Source organism: Allobacillus saliphilus (genome assembly GCF_018138385.1).
Classification (GTDB): domain Bacteria; phylum Bacillota; class Bacilli; order Bacillales; family Alkalibacillaceae; genus Allobacillus; species Allobacillus saliphilus.
The window spans coordinates 25,140-47,495 of sequence record NZ_JAGSIE010000017.1; the positions used below are offsets into that span (position 1 = coordinate 25,140).

Annotated in this window: 34 protein-coding genes; all 34 read left to right on the forward strand. The window is 41.7% G+C overall.

What is annotated here, in order from left to right; translation table 11 throughout:
- Positions 1-3 precede the first annotated feature (3 nt).
- The 34 genes from rpoC to rpsM all read left to right on the forward strand — a co-directional run bounded on the left by rpoC (position 4) and on the right by rpsM (position 22,333).
- Positions 4-3,621 carry a DNA-directed RNA polymerase subunit beta' gene (gene rpoC / locus KC820_RS06670; protein WP_212369558.1) on the forward strand — a complete coding sequence of 1,206 codons (3,618 nt, stop codon included), beginning with the start codon at positions 4-6 and terminating at the stop codon, positions 3,619-3,621.
- 111 nt (positions 3,622-3,732) lie between these two features.
- Complete coding sequence (locus tag KC820_RS06675; RefSeq protein ID WP_212369561.1) at positions 3,733-3,984, forward strand: ribosomal L7Ae/L30e/S12e/Gadd45 family protein; 252 nt, start codon at positions 3,733-3,735, stop codon at positions 3,982-3,984.
- Between the two features lie 100 nt (positions 3,985-4,084).
- Positions 4,085-4,498, forward strand: coding sequence for a 30S ribosomal protein S12 (gene rpsL / locus KC820_RS06680; protein WP_144088740.1), 414 nt, complete (start codon positions 4,085-4,087; stop codon positions 4,496-4,498).
- Between the two features lie 37 nt (positions 4,499-4,535).
- The gene (gene rpsG, locus KC820_RS06685; RefSeq protein WP_144088741.1) at positions 4,536-5,006 is read left to right on the forward strand and encodes a 30S ribosomal protein S7; all 471 of its coding nucleotides are present in this window, start codon (positions 4,536-4,538) and stop codon (positions 5,004-5,006) included.
- A gap of 50 nt (positions 5,007-5,056) precedes the next feature.
- Positions 5,057-7,135, forward strand: a complete 2,079-nt coding sequence (fusA, locus tag KC820_RS06690; RefSeq protein WP_212369614.1) for an elongation factor G — start codon at positions 5,057-5,059, stop codon at positions 7,133-7,135.
- 123 nt (positions 7,136-7,258) lie between these two features.
- A complete protein-coding gene (tuf, locus tag KC820_RS06695; RefSeq protein ID WP_144088743.1) occupies positions 7,259-8,449 on the forward strand; it encodes an elongation factor Tu in 1,191 nt (396 codons plus the stop codon).
- Between the two features lie 916 nt (positions 8,450-9,365).
- Complete coding sequence (gene rpsJ / locus KC820_RS06700; RefSeq protein ID WP_212369563.1) at positions 9,366-9,674, forward strand: 30S ribosomal protein S10; 309 nt, start codon at positions 9,366-9,368, stop codon at positions 9,672-9,674.
- Between the two features lie 20 nt (positions 9,675-9,694).
- A complete protein-coding gene (gene rplC, locus KC820_RS06705) occupies positions 9,695-10,321 on the forward strand; it encodes a 50S ribosomal protein L3 (RefSeq protein WP_212369565.1) in 627 nt (208 codons plus the stop codon).
- A gap of 28 nt (positions 10,322-10,349) precedes the next feature.
- Positions 10,350-10,973: a 50S ribosomal protein L4 gene (rplD, locus tag KC820_RS06710; RefSeq protein WP_144088746.1), complete on the forward strand. Its 624-nt coding sequence runs from the start codon at positions 10,350-10,352 to the stop codon at positions 10,971-10,973.
- Positions 10,973-11,263, forward strand: coding sequence for a 50S ribosomal protein L23 (gene rplW, locus KC820_RS06715; protein ID WP_144088747.1), 291 nt, complete (start codon positions 10,973-10,975; stop codon positions 11,261-11,263). Before rplD ends, rplW begins: the two co-directional genes overlap by 1 nt.
- 33 nt (positions 11,264-11,296) lie before the next feature.
- The gene (rplB, locus tag KC820_RS06720; RefSeq protein WP_212369567.1) at positions 11,297-12,130 is read left to right on the forward strand and encodes a 50S ribosomal protein L2; all 834 of its coding nucleotides are present in this window, start codon (positions 11,297-11,299) and stop codon (positions 12,128-12,130) included.
- A gap of 45 nt (positions 12,131-12,175) precedes the next feature.
- Positions 12,176-12,454 (forward strand): 30S ribosomal protein S19, encoded by a 279-nt coding sequence (gene rpsS / locus KC820_RS06725; protein WP_144088749.1) that lies wholly within the window; start codon positions 12,176-12,178, stop codon positions 12,452-12,454.
- 19 nt (positions 12,455-12,473) lie between these two features.
- A complete protein-coding gene (gene rplV / locus KC820_RS06730; protein WP_144088750.1) occupies positions 12,474-12,818 on the forward strand; it encodes a 50S ribosomal protein L22 in 345 nt (114 codons plus the stop codon).
- 3 nt (positions 12,819-12,821) lie between these two features.
- A complete protein-coding gene (rpsC, locus tag KC820_RS06735) occupies positions 12,822-13,463 on the forward strand; it encodes a 30S ribosomal protein S3 (RefSeq protein WP_212369570.1) in 642 nt (213 codons plus the stop codon).
- Positions 13,464-13,481: 18 nt separating this feature from the next.
- A complete protein-coding gene (gene rplP / locus KC820_RS06740) occupies positions 13,482-13,916 on the forward strand; it encodes a 50S ribosomal protein L16 (protein WP_144088752.1) in 435 nt (144 codons plus the stop codon).
- Positions 13,906-14,103 (forward strand): 50S ribosomal protein L29, encoded by a 198-nt coding sequence (gene rpmC, locus KC820_RS06745; protein ID WP_144088753.1) that lies wholly within the window; start codon positions 13,906-13,908, stop codon positions 14,101-14,103. Before rplP ends, rpmC begins: the two co-directional genes overlap by 11 nt.
- Before the next feature lie 28 nt (positions 14,104-14,131).
- A complete protein-coding gene (gene rpsQ, locus KC820_RS06750) occupies positions 14,132-14,395 on the forward strand; it encodes a 30S ribosomal protein S17 (protein ID WP_144088754.1) in 264 nt (87 codons plus the stop codon).
- A gap of 40 nt (positions 14,396-14,435) precedes the next feature.
- Entirely contained in the window at positions 14,436-14,804 is a 369-nt protein-coding gene (rplN, locus tag KC820_RS06755) for a 50S ribosomal protein L14 (RefSeq protein ID WP_144088755.1), read from the forward strand.
- A 39-nt stretch (positions 14,805-14,843) separates the two neighbouring features.
- Positions 14,844-15,155, forward strand: a complete 312-nt coding sequence (gene rplX, locus KC820_RS06760; RefSeq protein WP_212369574.1) for a 50S ribosomal protein L24 — start codon at positions 14,844-14,846, stop codon at positions 15,153-15,155.
- Positions 15,156-15,181: 26 nt separating this feature from the next.
- Complete coding sequence (gene rplE, locus KC820_RS06765; RefSeq protein ID WP_144088757.1) at positions 15,182-15,721, forward strand: 50S ribosomal protein L5; 540 nt, start codon at positions 15,182-15,184, stop codon at positions 15,719-15,721.
- 26 nt (positions 15,722-15,747) lie between these two features.
- Positions 15,748-15,933 carry a type Z 30S ribosomal protein S14 gene (locus KC820_RS06770; protein WP_144088758.1) on the forward strand — a complete coding sequence of 62 codons (186 nt, stop codon included), beginning with the start codon at positions 15,748-15,750 and terminating at the stop codon, positions 15,931-15,933.
- Positions 15,934-15,963: 30 nt separating this feature from the next.
- The gene (gene rpsH, locus KC820_RS06775; RefSeq protein ID WP_144088759.1) at positions 15,964-16,362 is read left to right on the forward strand and encodes a 30S ribosomal protein S8; all 399 of its coding nucleotides are present in this window, start codon (positions 15,964-15,966) and stop codon (positions 16,360-16,362) included.
- 28 nt (positions 16,363-16,390) lie between these two features.
- Positions 16,391-16,927 carry a 50S ribosomal protein L6 gene (gene rplF / locus KC820_RS06780; protein ID WP_212369577.1) on the forward strand — a complete coding sequence of 179 codons (537 nt, stop codon included), beginning with the start codon at positions 16,391-16,393 and terminating at the stop codon, positions 16,925-16,927.
- Between the two features lie 32 nt (positions 16,928-16,959).
- The gene (rplR, locus tag KC820_RS06785; protein ID WP_212369580.1) at positions 16,960-17,322 is read left to right on the forward strand and encodes a 50S ribosomal protein L18; all 363 of its coding nucleotides are present in this window, start codon (positions 16,960-16,962) and stop codon (positions 17,320-17,322) included.
- Between the two features lie 27 nt (positions 17,323-17,349).
- Complete coding sequence (rpsE, locus tag KC820_RS06790; RefSeq protein WP_144163569.1) at positions 17,350-17,853, forward strand: 30S ribosomal protein S5; 504 nt, start codon at positions 17,350-17,352, stop codon at positions 17,851-17,853.
- Between the two features lie 12 nt (positions 17,854-17,865).
- Positions 17,866-18,048: a 50S ribosomal protein L30 gene (gene rpmD, locus KC820_RS06795; protein ID WP_144088763.1), complete on the forward strand. Its 183-nt coding sequence runs from the start codon at positions 17,866-17,868 to the stop codon at positions 18,046-18,048.
- Positions 18,049-18,077: 29 nt separating this feature from the next.
- Positions 18,078-18,518 carry a 50S ribosomal protein L15 gene (rplO, locus tag KC820_RS06800; protein WP_144088764.1) on the forward strand — a complete coding sequence of 147 codons (441 nt, stop codon included), beginning with the start codon at positions 18,078-18,080 and terminating at the stop codon, positions 18,516-18,518.
- Positions 18,518-19,810: a preprotein translocase subunit SecY gene (gene secY, locus KC820_RS06805; RefSeq protein ID WP_212369584.1), complete on the forward strand. Its 1,293-nt coding sequence runs from the start codon at positions 18,518-18,520 to the stop codon at positions 19,808-19,810. The genes rplO and secY overlap by 1 nt, the downstream gene beginning before the upstream one ends.
- 33 nt (positions 19,811-19,843) lie before the next feature.
- Complete coding sequence (locus KC820_RS06810; RefSeq protein WP_212369586.1) at positions 19,844-20,494, forward strand: adenylate kinase; 651 nt, start codon at positions 19,844-19,846, stop codon at positions 20,492-20,494.
- Positions 20,495-21,241, forward strand: a complete 747-nt coding sequence (map, locus tag KC820_RS06815) for a type I methionyl aminopeptidase (RefSeq protein WP_212369588.1) — start codon at positions 20,495-20,497, stop codon at positions 21,239-21,241.
- A 21-nt stretch (positions 21,242-21,262) separates the two neighbouring features.
- Positions 21,263-21,586, forward strand: a complete 324-nt coding sequence (locus KC820_RS06820; RefSeq protein ID WP_212369591.1) for a KOW domain-containing RNA-binding protein — start codon at positions 21,263-21,265, stop codon at positions 21,584-21,586.
- Positions 21,579-21,797, forward strand: coding sequence for a translation initiation factor IF-1 (gene infA, locus KC820_RS06825; RefSeq protein ID WP_144088769.1), 219 nt, complete (start codon positions 21,579-21,581; stop codon positions 21,795-21,797). The genes KC820_RS06820 and infA overlap by 8 nt, the downstream gene beginning before the upstream one ends.
- Before the next feature lie 32 nt (positions 21,798-21,829).
- Entirely contained in the window at positions 21,830-21,943 is a 114-nt protein-coding gene (gene rpmJ, locus KC820_RS06830; protein ID WP_144088770.1) for a 50S ribosomal protein L36, read from the forward strand.
- Positions 21,944-21,967: 24 nt separating this feature from the next.
- Positions 21,968-22,333 carry a 30S ribosomal protein S13 gene (rpsM, locus tag KC820_RS06835; protein WP_144088771.1) on the forward strand — a complete coding sequence of 122 codons (366 nt, stop codon included), beginning with the start codon at positions 21,968-21,970 and terminating at the stop codon, positions 22,331-22,333.
- Positions 22,334-22,356 lie beyond the last annotated feature (23 nt).

A 22,356-nucleotide genomic window follows, 5' to 3' on the forward strand; every position in this document is an offset into this window, starting at 1 on the left:
TCCTTGATAGATGTCAATAAATTTGAGTTTATGAAAATTGGTTTAGCCTCACCGAATAAGATTCGTTCTTGGTCTTACGGTGAAGTGAAAAAGCCAGAAACAATTAACTATCGTACATTGAAGCCTGAAAAGGACGGTCTTTTCTGTGAGCGAATTTTTGGGCCGACAAAAGATTGGGAATGTCACTGTGGTAAATACAAACGTGTTCGTTATAAAGGTGTCGTTTGTGATCGCTGTGGCGTTGAAGTAACGAAATCAAAGGTACGAAGAGAACGTATGGGGCATATTGAATTAGCTGCCCCTGTCTCTCATATTTGGTATTTTAAAGGAATCCCAAGTCGTATGGGGCTAGTGTTAGACCTCTCTCCACGTGCGTTGGAAGAAATTATTTACTTTGCTTCTTACGTCGTTACAGAGCCGGGTGACACACCTCTCGAGAAGAAACAGTTGCTTTCAGAGAGAGAATACCGAACTTATTATGATAAATACGGTAATGTCTTCAATGCACAAATGGGTGCGGAAGCAATCCGTAAACTTCTTCAAGATATCGATTTGGAGAAGGAAGTTCACGAATTAAAAGAAGAGTTAAAAACAGCTCAAGGTCAAAGACGTACGAGAGCCATCAAACGTTTAGAGGTCCTTGAATCATTCCGTAATTCTGGAAATGATCCGTCTTGGATGATTTTAGATGTATTACCAATTATTCCACCAGAACTACGCCCAATGGTTCAGTTAGATGGTGGTCGATTCGCAACGTCCGACTTGAACGACTTATACCGCCGAGTTATTAACCGAAATAACCGGTTGAAAAGATTGTTAGATCTTGGAGCACCATCCATTATCGTTCAAAACGAAAAACGGATGCTTCAAGAATCCGTGGACGCACTCGTCGACAACGGTCGTCGTGGTCGTCCAGTTACTGGACCAGGAAACCGTCCACTAAAATCACTTTCACATATGTTGAAAGGTAAGCAAGGACGTTTCCGTCAAAACTTGTTAGGTAAACGTGTTGACTATTCCGGACGTTCAGTAATCGTCGTTGGACCGAACTTGAAGATGTATGAGTGTGGATTGCCGAAAGAGATGGCTATTGAATTATTCAAGCCGTTTGTTATGCGTGAACTCGTTAAGCGCGGTTTAGCACACAACATCAAGTCAGCCAAACGAAACATTGAACGATTACGTCCAGAAATCTGGGGCGTGTTGGAAGATGTCATTAAAGAACACCCTGTCTTATTAAACCGTGCACCAACACTGCACCGTTTAGGGATTCAAGCATTCCAGCCTAAATTGGTAGATGGCCGTGCCATCCGTTTGCACCCGCTCGTTTGTACAGCATATAACGCTGACTTTGACGGAGACCAAATGGCTGTTCACGTGCCACTTTCACCAGAGGCACAAGCAGAAGCAAGAATTCTTATGCTTGCAGCACACAATATTTTGAATCCAAAAGACGGAAAACCAGTCGTTACACCATCTCAAGATATGGTATTAGGAAACTACTACTTGACGCTTGAGAGAGAAAACGCACTTGGTGAAGGGTTTGTATTCGGTAATGCAGATGAAGCAAAACTCGCTTACGATAACGGGTATGTTCATTTACACAGCCGGATTGCGATCGATGCAGGCTCATTGAAGAATCCGAAGTTTACAGAAGAGCAAAACAAAAAGTTATTGCTAACAACTGTCGGAAAGATAATTTTCAATGATATCTTGCCGCCAACGTTCCCTTACATGAACGAACCGTCCAAATCGAATCTACATGATGGACTTGAAGATCATCACTTTATCGATCGAGACGTCAATGTGAAGGAAGCGTTGAAAGAACGCGAGCTGAATTTACCATTCAAAAAAGGTATTCTCGGAGATGTCATTGCGGAAGTCTTTAAGTTTTATAAACTTTCAGAGACGTCTAAGATGCTTGACCGTTTGAAGGACTTAGGCTTTAAGTACTCAACGAAAGCCGGGATTACCATTGGTGTTTCCGATATCGTTGTACTGGCAGATAAAAATGAGATCTTGGATGAAGCACAAGAAAAAGTAGATAACGTTCAAAAGCAGTTTAAGCGAGGACTTATCACGGACAGCGAACGTTATGACCGTGTCATTCAAATTTGGACAGATGCCAAAGACGTCATTCAAGAAAAACTGATGAAGTCATTGGAACCGTTGAACCCAATCTTCATGATGAGTGACTCGGGTGCGCGTGGTAACCCATCTAACTTTACGCAGCTTGCAGGTATGCGTGGCTTGATGGCTAACCCATCTGGACGAATTATCGAACTACCAATTAAATCGAGCTTCCGTGAAGGACTAACTGTCTTGGAATACTTTATTTCCACGCACGGTGCACGTAAAGGTCTTGCAGATACGGCGCTGAAAACGGCAGACTCTGGTTACTTAACACGTCGTTTGGTAGATGTTGCACAAGATGTCATCATCCGTGAAGAGGATTGCGGTACTGACCGTGGCATGACGGTTTCCACTATACAGGAAGGAAACGAGGTCATCGTTCCTTTAAGTGATCGCTTAGTTGGAAGAACAGCGTTCAGAGCTGTGAAACATCCAGAAACAGGCGAAGTCATCGTTCAACGTAATGAGTTAATTACTGAAGATATTTCCGCTGAAATCTTAGAAGCGGGCATTGAATCAGTAACAATCCGTTCTGTATTCACATGTAACACGCAACATGGTGCTTGTAATAAGTGTTATGGACGTAACATGGCAACAGGCGACCAAGTAGATGTTGGAGAGGCAGTTGGTATTATTGCCGCTCAATCGATTGGTGAGCCAGGTACTCAGTTGACGATGCGTACCTTCCACACAGGTGGGGTTGCAGGTGATGATATTACCCAAGGTTTACCACGTATTCAAGAGGTCTTTGAGGCGCGTAATCCGAAAGGTAAAGCAGTTATCACAGAAATCAACGGAACGGTTACGGATATTAACAGTGAAAAAGATAAAAAAGAAGTCATTGTACAAAGTGACGTTGAAACAAAGACTTACACAACACCGTACAATGCACGTATAAAAGTAGAAGTTGGAGACGTCGTAGAATCAGGCGAGGCGTTGACAGAAGGTTCCATCGATCCGAAAGAATTGATTGTTGTTCAAGGAACACAAGGCGTACAGGAATACTTGCTTAAAGAAGTACAAAAAGTATACCGTATGCAAGGTGTTGAGATCAGTGACAAACACATTGAAGTCATGGTCCGTCAAATGCTTCGTAAAGTCCGTGTAAACGATGCCGGAGATACAGAATTGCTTCCTGGTTCACTCATGGAAGTCAATCAGTTCAGAGAAGCGAACCAAGAAGTGTTGTTGGAGGGTAAACAACCAGCAACAGCTAAACCGGTAATTCTCGGAATTACGAAAGCATCACTTGAAACAGATTCCTTCTTGTCTGCGGCATCCTTCCAGGAGACTACACGTATACTGACAGATGCAGCGATAAAAGGTAAGTACGATGAATTGCTCGGATTGAAAGAGAACGTCATCATCGGTAAGCTTGTCCCAGCAGGTACGGGGTTACAAAGATATCGACGCTTAGAAGCTGAAAAAGATGAAGCTTTTCAAGAAACAGAGGAAGAAAACTTAGAAGAACAAACACAAGAAATATAAGGTGTGAAGCACCTTGAAAAAGATTGATATTATCATTGACAACATTTTTAGACAATGATAATATATTCAAGGTGCTTCATACTAAAGTTGTTACTTTGGAGGATTACGAGAATGTCTTATGAAAAAGTAGCAGAAGCTAAAAATAATTTAGTCATTGGAGCGAAACAAGTACAAAAAGCCATGAGAGATGGCGAAGTACTAGAAGTCGTTGTTGCAGAAAATGCTGAACGACGTGTGACGGATCACATACTGCTTACTGCTGACCAAATGAACGTACCCGTTGTATTTGTCGAATCGATGAAACAATTGGGGAAAGCAAGTGGTATTGAAGTAGGCGCAGCTACAGTGGCAATCAAAAAATAAACTTTGCACGACCTGTTCGTGTTGAGTTTTGTTTTTTGCTTAAAGATGAACCACCTGGATGTGTGGGATTACAAAACGAGACGAGAAGGGAGGAAACAACATGCCAACTATTAACCAATTAGTGCGTAAAGGTCGTCAATCCAAAACAAAAGGATCTGACTCTCCAGCACTTAACAAAGGTTTCAACTCGTTCAAGAAAAAATTTACGAATAACAACGCTCCTCAAAAACGTGGAGTATGTACACGTGTTGCTACCATGACTCCTAAAAAGCCAAACTCAGCACTTCGTAAATATGCACGTGTTCGTTTGTCTAACCAGATTGAAGTTACAGCTTACATTCCTGGAATTGGACACAACTTGCAAGAGCACAGTGTCGTATTAATTCGCGGTGGCCGTGTAAAAGACTTGCCAGGGGTACGTTACCACATCGTACGTGGTGCATTAGACACTGCCGGTGTTGAAGGACGTAAACAGAGCCGTTCTAAATACGGTGCGAAAAAAGCAAAAAAATAAGTAACAACGATAAACGATGAAGAAAGGAGGAGTAGCTATGCCACGTAAAGGAGCCGTACCAAAAAGAGATGTGTTGCCAGATCCGATTCACGAATCAAAACTAGTAACACGCCTAATCAACCAAATTATGGTTGACGGTAAAAAAGGTGTTGCCCAAAAAATTCTTTATAATGCGTTTGATCTTGTCGGCGAACGTACCGGTCAAAACCCAATGGACGTATTTGAAGAAGCAATGAAAAACGTTATGCCTGTTCTTGAAGTTCGTGCTAGACGTGTTGGTGGGTCCAACTACCAAGTACCAATGGAGGTTCGTCCAGAACGTCGCCAAGCGCTAGGTTTACGTTTCATCGTAAACTATTCAAGACTCCGCGGAGAGAAAACGATGGAAGAGCGTCTTGCGAATGAAATCATGGATGCAGCCAACAATACAGGTGCAGCAGTGAAACGTCGTGAAGAAATGCATAAAATGGCTGAAGCCAACAAAGCTTTCGCACACTATCGCTGGTAAAAATCATTTAATAAAAAAACATAGCAGTTATGCAGAAAGGAGAAATGATTATGCCAAGAGAGTTCTCCTTAGACAAATATCGTAATATCGGGATCATGGCTCACATTGATGCCGGTAAAACTACTTGTACTGAAAGGATTCTTTTCTATACTGGTAGAATTCATAAACTCGGAGAAACTCACGAAGGTGCATCCCAAATGGACTGGATGGATCAGGAGCAGGAGCGTGGAATCACGATTACCTCTGCTGCGACAACAGCTCAGTGGAATGACCATCGTATCAATATCATTGATACTCCAGGACACGTTGACTTTACAGTAGAAGTTGAACGTTCCCTACGTGTTCTTGACGGTGCTGTAGCATTGTTAGACGCACAGTCTGGAGTTGAGCCGCAAACAGAAACAGTTTGGCGCCAAGCAACAACATACGGCGTACCACGTGTTGTATTTATTAACAAAATGGATAAAGTGGGGGCTGACTTCCTTTATTCCGTAGGCACATTGAAAGAAAGATTGGGGGCAAATGCTCACCCAGTACAGCTACCAATCGGTGCTGAAGACCAATTCGAAGGAATTATCGACTTGGTTGAAATGAAAGCATACATCTATGAAGATGACCTAGGAACGAAAGCATCAGATACAGAAATTCCTGATGAGTATAAAGAGCAAGCACAGGAATATCGCGATCGCCTAGTTGAAGCTATTTCAGAACTTGATGAAAACCTGATGGATAAGTATTTGGAAGGTGAAGAAATTTCCAAAGAAGAATTGAAAGCAGGAATTCGTCAAGCAACTGTAGATGTTGATTTCTACCCAGTATTCTGTGGTTCAGCATTTAAAAACAAAGGTGTTCAGCTTCTACTAGATGGTGTAGTAGACTACTTGCCATCACCATTAGATGTACCTCCAATCCAAGGTTTCGATAAGAAAACTGAGGAAACAGTTGAGCGTAAATCTGATGATAACGAGCCATTCTCAGCATTGGCATTTAAAGTTATGACTGACCCTTATGTTGGTAAGTTAACATTCTTCCGTGTATACTCAGGTACGTTGTCTAGTGGTTCATATGTCCAAAACACAATCAAAGATAAACGTGAGCGTGTTGGACGTATCCTACAGATGCACGCAAACCACAGAGAAGAAGTTGACACTGTATATGCAGGAGACATTGCTGCAGGTGTCGGTCTGAAAGAAACTGGTACAGGTGAAACACTTTGTGCCGAGAAGAGCCAAGTTATTTTAGAATCAATGGACTTCCCTGACCCAGTTATCGGTGTCGCGATTGAACCAAAATCAAAAGCTGACCAAGATAAAATGGGTACTGCTTTAGCGAAACTTGCTGAAGAAGATCCAACGTTCAAAACGGAAACAAACGAAGAAACGGGTCAAACAATCATTCACGGTATGGGTGAACTTCACCTTGATATCATCGTTGATCGTTTGAAACGTGAATTCAAAGTAGATGCACAAGTTGGTGCACCACAAGTTGCTTACCGTGAAACGTTCCGTGCTTCTGCAAACGCTGAAGGTAAATTCGTACGTCAGTCAGGTGGTCGTGGACAGTTCGGTCACGTTTGGGTTAAATTCGAACCAAACGAAGAAGGAGCTGGCTTCGAATTCGTTAACAATATTGTTGGTGGGGTTGTTCCACGTGAATACATCCCAGCTGTTGAAGCAGGAATTAAAGAATCGTTAGAAAACGGTGTACTTGCCGGATACCCATTAATTGATGTCAAGGCGACACTATATGACGGTTCTTACCACGATGTTGACTCTAACGAAACTGCCTTTAAAGTAGCAGCATCAATGGCTCTTAAAGAAGCTAAAAACAAATGTAACCCAGTTCTATTGGAACCAATGATGAAAGTAGAAATCGTTGTTCCTGAAGAATACATGGGAGACATCATGGGTGATGTTACTTCTCGTCGTGGCCGTGTTGAAGGAATGGGTAGCCGCGGAAACGCATCTGTCGTTAATGCATTCATCCCACTTGCTGAAATGTTCGGTTACGCAACATCACTTCGTTCTAACACGCAAGGACGTGGAACGTTCACTATGTACTTCGATCACTATGAAGAAGTTCCAAAATCGATTTCTGAAGAGATCATTAAGAAAAATAGTGGACAATAATTGATTTTTATTAATAAATCACTTATAAAAGTATTGTAAGTTGTTGTCTTTTGGTATAATGCCAAAAGACAACATGACAATATAAATAAAAAAACTTTTATTTCATTTAAGGAGGAAATATAAATGGCTAAAGAAAAATTCGACCGCTCCAAGCCCCATGTTAACATTGGTACTCTTGGACACGTTGACCACGGAAAAACTACTCTAACTGCAGCAATCACTACTGTACTTCACAAGCATTACGGTGAAGGTTCTGCAATGGCTTATGATCAAATCGACGGTGCTCCAGAAGAAAAAGAGCGTGGAATCACAATCGCGACTTCCCACGTTGAGTATGAAACTGCAAACCGTCACTATGCACACGTTGACTGCCCAGGACACGCAGACTACGTTAAAAACATGATCACTGGTGCTGCTCAAATGGATGGTGCGATCCTAGTTGTATCTGCAGCTGATGGCCCAATGCCACAAACTCGTGAGCACATCTTGCTTTCTCGCCAAGTTGGCGTGCCAGCATTCGTTGTATTCTTGAACAAAACTGACCAAGTTGACGACGAAGAGCTACTAGAACTAGTTGAAATGGAAGTTCGTGACCTACTAAGCGACTACGACTTCCCTGGCGACGACATTCCAGTTGCACAAGGTTCTGCTCTTAAAGCACTAGAAGGTGACGAAGAGCACGAAAAAGCAATCCTTGACCTTATGGAAAAAGTAGATGACTACATTCCAAACCCAGAGCGTGACACTGACAAGCCATTCATGATGCCAGTTGAGGACGTATTCTCAATCACAGGCCGTGGTACAGTTGCAACTGGCCGTGTTGAGCGTGGACAAATCTCTGTTGGTGACGAAGTTGAAATCATCGGTCTTGCCGAAGAAGCTTCTAAAACAACAATCACTGGAGTTGAAATGTTCCGTAAGCTTCTAGACTATGCTGAAGCTGGAGACAACATCGGTGCTCTTCTACGTGGTGTATCCCGTGAAGAAATCAACCGTGGTCAAGTACTAGCTAAGCCTGGTTCAATCACTCCACACACAAACTTCAAAGCTGAAGTTTATGTACTATCAAAAGATGAAGGTGGTCGTCATACACCATTCTTCACTAACTACCGTCCACAGTTCTACTTCCGTACAACTGACGTGACTGGTGTTATCCAATTGCCAGAAGGCGTTGAAATGGTAATGCCTGGTGACAACGTTGAAATGGACGTTGAACTAATCTCCCCAATCGCGATTGAAGAAGGTACTAAATTCTCAATCCGTGAAGGTGGACGTACAGTAGGCGCAGGCGTTGTAGCGTCTATCCAAAAATAATTATTGTACAAAATTACAAACACCGCTTATCCAGTTAATGGGTAGGCGGTGTTTTTACGCTACAGTGTTTTTCTATATCCCTGAGCGGGCAAGAAATTATGCTGGACAGTCGTATGGTAGCGGATCTATACTCCCAAACAGGCGAGAAAAAATAGCTATAGAGTAGAATAGGAGTGCTCTATACCCCCGAACGAGCAAAAAAATAAGCTGAAAGGTCGAATAGGGGTGCTCTATCCCCCCGAACGAGCCAGAAAATAAGCTGAAAGGTCGAATAGGAGTGCTCTATACCCCCGAACGAGCCAAAAAATAAGCTGAAAGGTCGAATAGGGGTGCTCTATCCCCCTGAACGAGCCAGAAAATAAGCTGAAAGGTCGAATAGGAGTGCTCTATACCCCCGAACGAGCCAAAAAATAAGCTGAAAGGTCGAATAGGAGTACTCTATACCGCCGAACGAGCCGAAAAATAAGCTAAAAAGTCATATAGAAACCTTCAACACTCTCGAACGAAACAAAAGTGACCACTGAAGTCGTATAGGTCATTTATCTGACCATCAATAAACAAATAAGCAGAAAGAGTTCTACGGAATTTAAATCGTAATTGCCAACCAAAATAGTCACGATAAATATAATCGAAAACTATCTATAATCTCTTAATTATATTACCAAAAAAATCATCCACAAATCCCTTGAAATCAACCAAATATCTCTGTATAATAGCAAAGGTATTTGCAACAGAAAGAATTCTAGTTTTCCCTTGCATTGAAGGCTGAAATTCTTTATAATTAGTAATGTTGCAGAAAACCAAGGCGATGAAGCGAAAGGTTGCTGAAACACCCGGCCCCTTTGCCATGGCGGGTGTTGAGGAAATTTTCGCAGAGTATGTCTGTTTTAATATAGGCGAAAAAGGAGGGAAAGTAATGGCAAATGAAAAAATACGTATTCGTTTAAAGGCTTATGATCACAGAGTTTTAGATCAATCAGCTGAGAAAATCGTTGAGACAGCAAAACGTTCAGGTGCTGACGTATCAGGTCCAGTACCACTACCTACAGAGCGTGCTGTTTACACTGTTTTGCGTGCTGTACACAAGTACAAAGATTCTCGTGAGCAATTTGAGATGCGCACACATAAACGGTTAATCGACATTTTGAGCCCAACACCACAAACAGTGGATTCATTAATGCGTTTAGATTTACCATCTGGCGTTGATATCGAAATTAAATTATAAATTTTTAGGAGGTGTAACGGATGGCGAAAGGAATCTTAGGACGTAAAGTCGGCATGACACAGCTTTTCGCAGATAACGGCGAATTAATCCCTGTTACTGTCATTCAAGCTGAAGGTAATGTCGTACTTCAAAAGAAAACCGAAGAAAACGATGGCTACAATGCGATCCAACTCGGTTTCACAGACAAAAAGGAAAGTCGTTCGAACAAAGCTGAAAAAGGTCATGCTGAGAAAGCGAGCACGAACCCTAAGCGCTTCGTTCGCGAAATCCGTAACGTAAATCTTGACGAGTATGAAGTAGGTCAAGATCTAAGTGTGGATGTATTCGAAGCAGGAGAAAAAGTGAACGTAACTGGTACTTCCAAAGGTAAAGGTTTCCAGGGTTCTATCAAACGTCACAATCAATCACGTGGACCTATGACACACGGTTCTCACTATCACCGTGGACCAGGTGCGATGGGTGTTATTGACCCAATGCGTGTATTCAAAGGCAAAAAGCTTCCAGGTCAAATGGGTAAAGAAACAGTAACTATCCAAAACTTGGAGATTGTGAAAGTGGACGCTGAAAACAACTTAATCCTTGTTAAAGGAAATGTACCAGGTCCTAAAAAATCTTACGTACAAATTACTGGTGCAGATCAGGCGTAACAAATAACGAATGAAGGGAGGAAATGTCATGCCTAAAGTAGCACTATATAACCAAGCGGGATCAGAAGTAGGAAGCGTAGAACTTGCTGAAAACGTATTTGGTATTGAGCCGAACAAAACTGTTCTTCACGATGCTGTTATTATGCAAAGAGCTTCTATGCGTCAGGGCACGCATAAAGTAAAGAACCGTTCAGAAGTAAGAGGAGGAGGCCGCAAGCCGTGGCGCCAAAAAGGAACTGGCCGTGCACGTCAAGGTTCCATTCGTTCCCCACAATGGGTTGGCGGCGGAACTGTATTTGGTCCGACTCCAAGAAGCTATAGTACAAAATTACCGAAGAAAGTACGTCGTTTGGCAATTCGTTCAGCTTTAGCTACAAAAGTAAATGAAGAAAGCATTTACGTATTGGAAGATTTAAAGCTAGAAACACCAAAAACAAAAGACGTTATTAACCTTTTAGGTAATTTAAATATCAATGGGAAAGCGTTGATCGTTACAACAGAGCAAGATGAAAACGTTGTGCGTTCAGCTAACAATCTTCAAGGCGTAGAAGTTCTAACAGTAACTCAATTGAACGTTCTTGATGTATTGAAGCATGACACGCTTCTTATTACGAAAGAAGCAGCTGAAAAAGCAGGGGAGGTGCTTGCATAATGAAAGACCCACGAGATATTATTAAGCGCCCGATAATTACAGAGCACTCTGCGGATTTAATGGCTGATAAAAAGTACACTTTTGAAGTTTCTACAAAAGCGAACAAAACAGAAATTAAAGATGCCGTAGAATTAATCTTTGATGTCGATGTTGTAAAAGTAAACACAGCGAATAAAAAAGGTAAATTCAGAAGAATGGGTCGTCACGGAGGCTATCGTCCGAATACGAAAAAAGCCGTCGTTACATTGTCTGAGGACAGTAAAGATCTAGATTTCTTTGAAGGTGCCTAAACCTTAAATCGAATTTAAAAGGAGGGAAATATGATGGCGATTAAAAGATATAAACCGACAAGTAACGGTCGTCGTAACATGAGTACATTAACAAATGATGAAATTACGACTTCTACACCTGAAAAAAGTCTCTTGTCTCCACTCAAGAAAAGAGCTGGACGTAACAACCAAGGGAGAATGACGGTTCGTCATCAGGGTGGTGGACATAAGCGTCAGTACCGCGTAATTGATTTCCGTCGTAACAAAGACGGTATACCAGGACGCGTTGCTACGATCGAATATGATCCAAACCGCTCAGCAAATATAGCTTTAATCCATTATGCAGATGGTGAAAAACGATATATTCTTGCACCGAAAGGACTTAAAGTAGGTCAAGAAATTATGTCTGGTGAAACAGCTGACATTAAAGTAGGTAATGCATTACCACTTAACAAAATGCCAGTAGGTACAACAATTCACAACGTTGAGTTGAAACCAGGCCGCGGCGGACAGCTTGTTCGTTCTGCAGGTGCACAAGCTCAAATTCTTGGACGTGAAGACGATAAGTACGTACTTGTACGTTTATCTTCTGGAGAAACAAGAATGATTTTAGGTACTTGCCGAGCTACTGTTGGCCAAGTCGGAAACATTGAACATGAGTTGACTCGTGTTGGTAAAGCTGGACGTAGTCGTTGGAAAGGTATCCGACCAACTGTACGTGGTTCTGTTATGAACCCTAACGATCACCCACACGGTGGTGGTGAAGGTCGTGCACCTATCGGTATGCCGTCTCCAGTTACACCTTGGGGTAAACCGACACTTGGACTTAAAACACGTAAACGTAACAAAGCTTCAGACAAATATATCGTGCGTCGTCGTAAGAAATAACGATGAAAAGCAACAAGTTGCTTAGTCACGAAGGGAGGTTTATTTATGGGTCGTAGTTTGAAAAAAGGACCTTTCGCAGATGATCATCTGATGAAAAAAGTCGAAGAGCTAGATAAAAATGATAAAAAACAAGTGATCAAGACATGGTCTCGTCGTTCTACCATCTTCCCACATTTCGTAGGTCACACTTTTGCTGTGTATGATGGACGCAAACATGTGCCAGTATATGTCACGGAAGATATGGTCGGTCACAAACTAGGTGAGTTTGCACCGACACGTACGTACAGAGGTCATGCTGGTGACGATAAGAAAACAAAACGCTAGTTGAGAGGAGGTTTGCATGATGCAACAAGCTAAAGCCGTAGCTAAAACAGTCCGTATTGCTCCTCGTAAAGCTCGTTTAGTCGTTGATTTAATTCGAGGAAAACAAGTAGGCGAAGCTATCGCAATTCTTAAGCACACGAACCGTGCTGCTTCACCGATTGTAGAAAAACTTATTTACTCTGCTGTCGCAAACGCAGAGCATAACTATGAAATGGATACTGATTCATTGATCGTATCAGAAGTATATGTCAATGAAGGTGTTACATTGAAGAGATTTCGTCCGCGCGCACAAGGTCGTGCTACAGCAATTAATAAACGTACCAGCCACATTACAGTAGTGGTAACAGAACAGAAGGAGGGATAGTTCGTGGGTAACAAAATCAATCCTCATGGTCTTCGTGTAGGAATCATCCGTGATTGGGACTCTAAATGGTTCGCAGAGAAAGATTACGCTGACCTATTGCATGAAGATATCATGATCCGTGATTATATTGAAGAACGCTTAGCTGATTCATCCATATCAAACGTTGAAATCGAAAGAGCATCAAATCGAGTGAATATCTCAATCCACACATCTAAACCAGGAATGGTGATCGGTAAAGGTGGATCTGAAGTTGATGCTTTACGTACAAAGCTAAGCAACATGACAGACAAGAAAGTTCATATCAACATTGTAGAAGTTAAGAAACCTGACTTAGACGCAACATTAGTTGCTCAAAATATTGCACGTCAGTTGGAAAACCGTGTTTCATTCCGTCGTGTTCAAAAGCAGTCCATTCAACGCGCAATGCGTGCTGGCGCTAAAGGAATTAAAACTATGGTTTCCGGACGTCTAGGCGGAGCAGACATTGCTCGTGCTGAATACTACAGTGAAGGAACAGTACCACTACACACACTTCGTGCAGATATCGATTATGGAACTGCAGAAGCTGATACCACTTATGGAAAACTTGGGGTTAAAGTGTGGATTTACCGTGGTGAGATCCTTCCAACAAAAAACGAAAAATAAGGAAGGGGGATTAGCAATATGTTAATGCCAAAGCGTGTAAAATACCGTAAACCACATCGCGTGAGCTTAAAAGGTCGTGCGAAAGGTGGAACTGAAGTAGCATTTGGAGAATATGGCCTTCAAGCTCTTGAAGGTGAATGGATCACAAGTCGACAAATTGAGGCTGCCCGTATTGCAATGACTCGTTACATGAAACGTGGCGGTAAAGTTTGGATTAAAATCTTTCCGGACAGACCAAAAACAGCAAAACCCCTTGAAGTACGTATGGGTTCCGGTAAAGGGTCCCCTGAATCTTGGGTAGCAGTTGTAAAGCCCGGAAGAATTTTGTTTGAGATTGCCGGAGTTGATGAAGAGGTTGCTCGTGAAGCACTTCGTCTTGCGTCTCACAAACTTCCAATCCGTACTAAGTTTGTAAAACGTGAAGAAATTGGTGGTGAAAGCAATGAAAGCTAATGAAATCAGAGAACTAACCACTGCCGAAATTGAACAAAAAGTAAAATCTTTAAAAGAAGAACTCTTTAACCTACGTTTTCAATTAGCGACAGGACAGCTTGAAAACACGGTACGTATCCGTGAAGTCAAAAAATCCATTGCTCGTTTGAAAACAGTAATTCGTGAAAGAGAAATCGGCGTTAATTAATTGACAATTGAGAGGAGGTCAACCTCAAATGAGTGAACGCAATAACCGTAAAGTTTACACTGGCCGTGTAGTATCTGACAAAACAGATAAAACAATCACTGTGTTGGTAGAAACGTACAAATTCCATCCGCTATATGGAAAACGTGTTAAGTACTCAAAGAAATTCAAAACTCACGACGAAAACAACCAAGCGAAAACTGGTGACGTTGTGCGTATTATGGAAACTCGTCCGTTATCAAAAACGAAACGTTTCCGTTTAATTGAAGTTACAGAAGAAGCTGTAATTATATAATAGTTCGCTCGGATTGAATCCGAAGGGAGGTTTCATTGATATGATTCAACAGGAAAGCCGTTTAAAAGTTGCTGACAACTCCGGAGCTCGTGAAGTTCAAGCGATCAAAGTTCTTGGTGGTTCAGGGCGTAAGACAGCGAATATCGGTGATGTCATCGTATGTTCCGTTAAGAACGCTACACCAGGCGGCGTTGTCAAAAAAGGTGAAGTAGTAAGAGCAGTAATCGTTCGTTCGAAAAGCGGTGTTCGCCGTAAGGATGGTTCTTATATCCGTTTCGATGAAAACGCAGCAGTAATCGTTCGTGATGATAAGAGTCCTCGTGGTACACGTATTTTTGGACCGGTAGCTCGTGAACTTCGTGACAACAAGTTCATGAAGATCGTTTCACTAGCTCCAGAAGTTTTATAAAAAATAGAAATTAGACCCTTCAAGGGAGGTGCACGATTCATGCATGTAAAGAAAGGCGATAAAGTAGTCGTTATTTCCGGTAAAGATAAAGGTAAAGAAGGAACGATTTTAGAAGCGTTTCCTAAGAAAGAACGTGTTTTGGTTGAGGGCGTCAATTATGTAAAAAAACACGCACAGCCTTCTCAAGATAATCCACAGGGTGGAATTTTGACAATCGAAGCACCAATTCATGTTTCGAACGTTATGCCAATCGATCCGAAAAGTGGCCAACCAACACGTGTCGGTTATGAAGTGAAAGACGGTAAAAAAGTTCGAATCGCAAAGAAATCGGGCGAAGCTTTAGATAAATAGTCTAGCAGTGAAAGGAGGGCTACAGAATGAATGAATTAAAAAGAAAATACAAAGATGAAGTCGTTTCTAACTTAGTTGAAAAATTCAATTACAGTTCAGTAATGCAAGCACCGAAAGTTGAGAAAATCGTGATCAACATGGGTGTCGGTGATGCAGTTCAAAATTCAAAAGCACTTGATAACGCAGTTGAAGAACTAGCAACACTATCAGGTCAAAAACCAGTAGTTACACGTGCCAAAAAATCGATTGCAGGTTTTCGTCTACGTGAAGGAATGCCAATTGGTGCCAAGGTAACACTTCGTGGAGAGCGCATGTACGATTTCCTCGAAAAGCTAATCGCTGTTTCCTTGCCACGTGTGCGTGACTTCCGCGGAATCTCCAACAAAGCATTTGATGGACGTGGAAACTATACGCTTGGTGTCAAAGAGCAATTGATCTTCCCAGAAATTGATTACGATAAAGTAAATAAAGTTCGTGGAATGGATATCGTAATTGTGACAACTGCTGAGACAGATGAAGAAGCCCGTGAACTTCTTACGCAATTCGGAATGCCGTTCAAACAATAACATGAACGTAAAAAGGAGGATAAATCGTGGCGAAAAAATCAATGATTGCTAAACAAAAACGCAAACAGAAATATTCCGTTCGTGAATATTCACGTTGCCAACGTTGTGGACGTCCACATTCAGTAATCCGTAAATTTAAGCTATGCCGAATTTGTTTCCGTGACTTAGCTCACGCAGGACAAATCCCAGGCGTCAAAAAAGCTAGCTGGTAAACCCCATTGTAGGGAAGGAGGTAAAATCTAATGGCAATGACAGATCCAATTGCAGATCTTTTAACTAGAATCCGAAATGCAAACGTGGCTCGCCATGATCAACTGGAAGTTCCAGCTTCCAACTTGAAGAAAGAAATCGTAGATATCTTGAAGCGAGAAGGTTTCATTCGTGATTATGAATATATTGAAGACAGTAAACAAGGTGTATTGCGACTATTCTTGAAATATGGCCAAGACAACGAGCGTGTAATCACTGGTATTAAGAAAATCAGTAAACCAGGACTTCGTGTTTATGTGAAAGCAGACGAACTGCCTCGCGTATTAAACGGACTTGGCATCGCTGTTGTTTCAACTTCAAAAGGTGTATTGACAGATAAAGAAGCTCGTCAGCAAGCTATCGGCGGCGAAGTACTAGCATACGTTTGGTAATAGAAAGTGTAGTCAGGAGGTGGAATAAATGTCACGTATCGGTTTTAAACCACTTGAATTGCCAGAAGGCGTTGAAGTGAAAGTAGATGGTCTTACAGTGAACGTAAAAGGACCAAAAGGTGAATTGTCACGTACAATTCATGAAGATATGAAAGTGAATATCGAAGACAATCAACTCGTTGTTGAGCGTCCAAGTGAAAGCAAACTACACCGTTCATTGCATGGTACGACACGTACGATCATTGCGAACATGGTAGAAGGTGTAACAAAAGGCTTTGAAAAAGCACTTGAGATCAATGGTGTTGGTTACCGTGCACAAATGCAAGGTAATAAACTAATCGTTAACGCTGGATATTCCCATCCAGTTGAAGTAGATCCAATGGAAGGCATTGAAATCGAATGCCCAACGAACACGAAAATCGTTGTTAAAGGGATCAATAAAGAGAAAGTCGGCGCAACCGCAGCAAATATTCGTGCAATCAGAACACCTGAACCTTATAAAGGAAAAGGTATTCGTTATGAAGGCGAGTATGTACGCCAAAAAGAAGGTAAAACTGCGAAATAACTTCCGTTAAGAGACAGAAAGGAGTGACTTAAATGATTACGAAGCAGGATAAGAATGCAACTCGTAAAAAACGTCATTATCGTTTACGCCGTGACCTTACCGGCACTGCCGAGCGTCCGCGTTTAAACGTATACCGTTCAAATAAACACATTTATGCTCAATTGATCGATGATACAGCAGGCAAAACCTTAGCAAGTGCCTCTACTGTCGACCCGGAATTGAAATTGGATGCAACAGGTAATGTTGAAGCAGCTCAAAAAGTTGGTGAACTTCTCGCGAAGCGTGCGACTGATGCAAATGTAAAATCTGTCGTATTTGACCGTGGAGGTTACCTTTATCACGGACGCGTAAAAGCTTTAGCGGATGCAGCTCGTGAAAATGGGTTGGAATTTTAAACGTGATCGTAAAAGGAGGGAAATGAATTGAGTAAACAAATCGACGCAAGCAAGCTTGATATTGAAGAACGTGTAGTAACAATCAACCGTGTAGCGAAAGTTGTGAAAGGTGGTCGTCGTTTCCGTTTCACAGCACTCGTTGTCGTTGGAGATAAAAATGGCCATGTAGGCTTCGGTACAGGGAAAGCACAAGAAGTACCTGACGCGATTAAAAAAGCTATTGAGGATGGTAAAAAGAACTTGGTACGTGTGCCAATCGTCGGCACAACTATTCCTCACCAAATTCATGGTCAACTCGGAGCTGGAAACGTCCTTTTGAAACCAGCTACTGAAGGTACAGGGGTTATTGCTGGTGGACCTGTTCGTGCTGTATTGGAACTTGCTGGTGTAGGAGATATCCTTTCTAAATCATTAGGTTCAAATACACCTATTAACATGGTTCGTGCAACAATCCAAGGATTGAGTGAACTAAAAACGGCAGAACAAGTAAGTAAATTACGTGGTAAGTCAGCCGAAGAACTGAAAGGATAAGGAGGGATTTACATGGCTAAACAATTAGAAATTACCCTCACACGGAGTGTCATTGGAAGCAAACAAGACCAACGTAGAACAGTTGAAGCACTTGGGCTGAGAAAAAGACATCAAACAGTCGTTCGTGAGGATACACCTGTTGTTCGCGGTATGATCAATAAAGTATCCCATCTTGTTCAAGTGAACGAAAAATAACAAGAGTTTTTCAAAGAGGAGGTGCTCGAATGAAACTTCATGAATTAAAAAGTACTGAAGGGTCCCGTAAGAAAAGAAACCGTGTAGGTCGTGGTATGGCTACAGGGAACGGAAAAACTTCAGGCCGTGGACATAAAGGTCAGAATGCACGTTCCGGAGGCGGTACTCGTCCAGGATTTGAAGGCGGACAGTTACCATTATTCCAACGTCTTCCAAAACGTGGTTTCACAAATATTCACCGTAAAGAATATGTCATTGTAAATTTAGAGACATTAAATAGATTTGATGAAGGTGTAGAGGTAACTCCAGAACTTCTACTTGAAGAAGGTATTGTCAGTAAGTTGAAAGCAGGCGTGAAAGTTCTAGGCAACGGTAGCTTAGATAAAAAATTGACTGTTAAAGCGCATAAATTCTCTGCTTCGGCGAAAGAGGCAATCGAAGCTGCAGGCGGTCAAACTGAGGTGATCTAATGTTCAGCACATTTATCAATATGTTTCGCGTAGCTGACATTCGCAGCAAAATCCTTTTCACCTTAGGTGTGCTCATTATTTTCCGTTTGGGAACTTTTATTCCTGTTCCTTTTACGGATAAAAATGCATTAACGATGATGGATGAGGTTAACTCTTTTGGATTTATCGATACCTTTGGTGGGGGAGCGTTAAGTCAGTTCTCAATCTTCGCAATGGGTGTTTTCCCTTACATTACAGCGATGATTATTATGCAGTTGCTTCAAATGGACGTCGTACCGAAATTTACGGAATGGCGTAAACAGGGAGAGCAAGGCAGAAAGAAATTGACTCAAGTTACGCGTTACGGAACAGTCGGTTTAGCTTTCCTTCAAGCAATAGGGATGTCTGTCGGTTTCAACGAGATGACTAACGGATCACTTATTCAGGATCCAAGCATTATGACTTACTTTGTCATAGCCATTGTATTGACTGGCGGTACGACTTTCTTAATGTGGTTAGGAGAGCAGATCACTGAGTATGGGGTAGGGAACGGAATTTCCATCCTCATTTTTGCTGGTATTATTGCCGGATTCCCGAATGCAATTAACCAGCTATATGAACAATTTATTTCAGGTGCAGGCGACCAGTTATTCATTAATATTGCCATCTTGGCTATTATATTACTAGTTGTCGTTGCGATTATTGTTGGTGTCATATTCATCCAACAAGCGTTGCGTAAAATACCAATACAGTATGCAAAACGCACGGTTAATCGTTCACCTGTTGGAGGACACTCTGCACATTTACCATTAAAAGTAAACGCAGCAGGCGTTATTCCAATTATTTTTGCAATTTCATTTGTCATTGCACCTCAGACCGTAGCAGGATTTTTTGAAGGAAATGAATTTGCCTCAACGGTACAATATATATTTGATTACACACAACCAATTGGTATGGTTATATACGTCGGATTGATCATTGCCTTTACGTATTTCTATACATTTGTTCAAGTTAACCCTGAGCAAATGGCTGAAAACTTACAAAAGCAAGGTGGTTATGTACCTGGTATTCGACCTGGTAAAAACACCGAAACGTATTTGACTCGAGTCATTTACCGTTTAACTTTTGTTGGAGCACTGTTCTTGGCAGTCGTTTCTATCTTCCCGATCATTCTAGGCAGTGTTGCTAACCTTCCAGCAGCCGTCCAAATCGGCGGAACAAGCTTACTAATCGTCGTCGGTGTTGCACTGAATACGATGAAGCAGCTGGAAAGCCAGTTGGTAAAACGACACTACCGAGGCTTTATAAAATAAGTTTCGTTAGATTGTGAGAGCGAGGGGAAAGGTATGAATCTAATTTTGATGGGCTTGCCAGGTGCCGGAAAAGGTACTCAAGCAGAGAAAATCGTAGAAAAGTATGCAATCCCTCATATCTCAACTGGAGATATGTTCCGTTCTGCGATCAAAGAAGGAACAGCATTAGGAAATGAAGCAAAAACGTACATGGACAAAGGTGAATTGGTTCCTGACGAAGTAACCATTGGAATTGTCAAAGAACGTCTATCAAAACCGGACTGTGAAAAAGGATTTCTATTAGATGGATTTCCTCGTACGGTAGCTCAAGCTGAAGCGCTCGAAAAATTGTTAAATGAGTTAAATACAAAGCTTGACTATGTATTGCACGTTCAAGTTCCAACTGAAAAGTTAATTGAACGATTAACAGGTCGTCGCATTTGTCCGACTTGTGGAGCGACATATCATGTCGAATTCAATCCACCTAAACAAGAAGGCATTTGTGATAATGACGGTACTGAACTCATTCAGCGTGAGGATGATCAACCGGAAACAGTGAAAAACCGTTTAGACGTGAACATTGAACAAACACAGCCTTTGTTGGATTTCTATGAAGATAAAGGTTATCTAGTTGCTATTGATGGTGATCAAGATATTGATGAAGTTTTCAATAAAATTGATGAAACTATCGGAGGCTTGGCCTAAATGATTATTTTAAAGACACCACGTGAAATTGATTTGATGCGCCAAGCAGGTAAAATTGTTGGGTTAACACACCAAGAACTTCAGAAACATATTAAACCCGGTATCACTACCAAAAAACTAGATGACATTGCTGAAAAGTTTATACGCAGTATGGATGCACTACCATCTTTTAAAGGATATAATGGCTTTAAAGGGAGTGTCTGTGTTTCAGTCAATGAAGAACTCGTACATGGTATCCCAAGTAATCGCGAGTTGAAAAATGGTGACATCGTCACATTGGACATCGGTGCGGAATATAAAGGTTATCATGGAGATTCGGCTTGGACATATGCTGTCGGAGAAATTGACGAAGAGACGCAAAAACTCCTCGAGGTCACTGAAGCATCTTTGTTTGAAGGATTAAGCGTGATTGCTCCCGGAAAACGTCTGACCGATATTTCACATGCCATTCAATCCTATGTCGAACCGTACGGCTATACCATAGTGCGGGAGTATGGAGGCCATGGGATCGGCCAAGACCTTCATGAAGACCCACATATTTCGAATTTCGGTCCACCAAACAAAGGACCACGGTTGAGAAAGGGTATGGTGCTGGCCATCGAACCAATGGTAAACCTCGGCGAACGTTATGTTCGAACGCTGGAAGATGGTTGGACAGTCGTTACGGAAGATTCGAAGAACTGCGCACATTTTGAGCATACGATTGCAGTGACAGAGGATGGCTATGAAATTTTAACAAAAGCTTAAATCAAGTGAAGGTGATTGTGATTGAACGATGGAGAATCGGGAAGTCCTAGAATAGGCCAGTTGGTTCAGGTTAAACGTGGTCGTGAACTAAGTCAGTATGCGGTTATCATCGATATTTTAGATGAAAAATTCGTATTATTGGCGGATGGCGAGAAAAGGAAATTTGACCGACCGAAAAAGAAAAATCTTCACCATGTGGAGCTGATTGATTATGTCTCCCCAGAAGTTGAAAAGAGCTTAAAAGAGACCAACCGGGTGACAAATGGAAAGCTCCGTTTCGCAATATCGAAATTTGTTAATGAATTATTGGCAGATTGGAAGAAGGGAGATTCTCTCAATGGCTAAAGATGATGTAATTGAAATGGAAGGAACAGTTCAGGAAACTTTACCTAACGCTATGTTTAAGGTAGAGTTGGAAAATGGACACGAAATCCTTGCCCATGTCTCCGGTAAGATTCGCATGCACTATATTCGAATTTTGCCAGGTGATAAAGTAACGGTGGAAATGTCACCGTATGATTTATCAAGAGGACGAATCACTTATCGTTATAAATAAATGAAGACTCCGATCTAAGAGGAGGTAAGAACATGAAAGTAAGAGCATCTGTTAAACCTATTTGTGAAAAGTGTAAAGTTATCCGCCGTAAAGGAAAAGTTATGGTGATTTGTGATAATCCAAAACACAAACAAAAACAAGGATAATCAAAAAGGAGGTGCCATCCACTAATGGCTCGTATTGCAGGAGTTGACGTCCCTCGTGACAAACGTATCGTTGTCGCGCTAACGTATATTTATGGAGTAGGTAAATCTACAGCTCAACAAGTGTTAAAAGATGTCGGTGTTTCTGAAGATACACGTGTACGTGATCTAACAGAAGACGAATTAGCTAGCATCCGTAAAGGTGTAGAAAACTATACAGTTGAAGGGGATCTTCGTCGTGAAACATCCCTTAACATTAAGCGATTGATCGAGATCGGTTCTTACCGTGGAATTCGCCATCGTAGAGGATTGCCTGTTCATGGTCAAAAGACTAAGAACAACGCTCGTACTCGAAAAGGCCCACGTCGTACAATTGCTAACAAGAAAAAATAAGTAATCGAAGGAGGTTTGAAGCA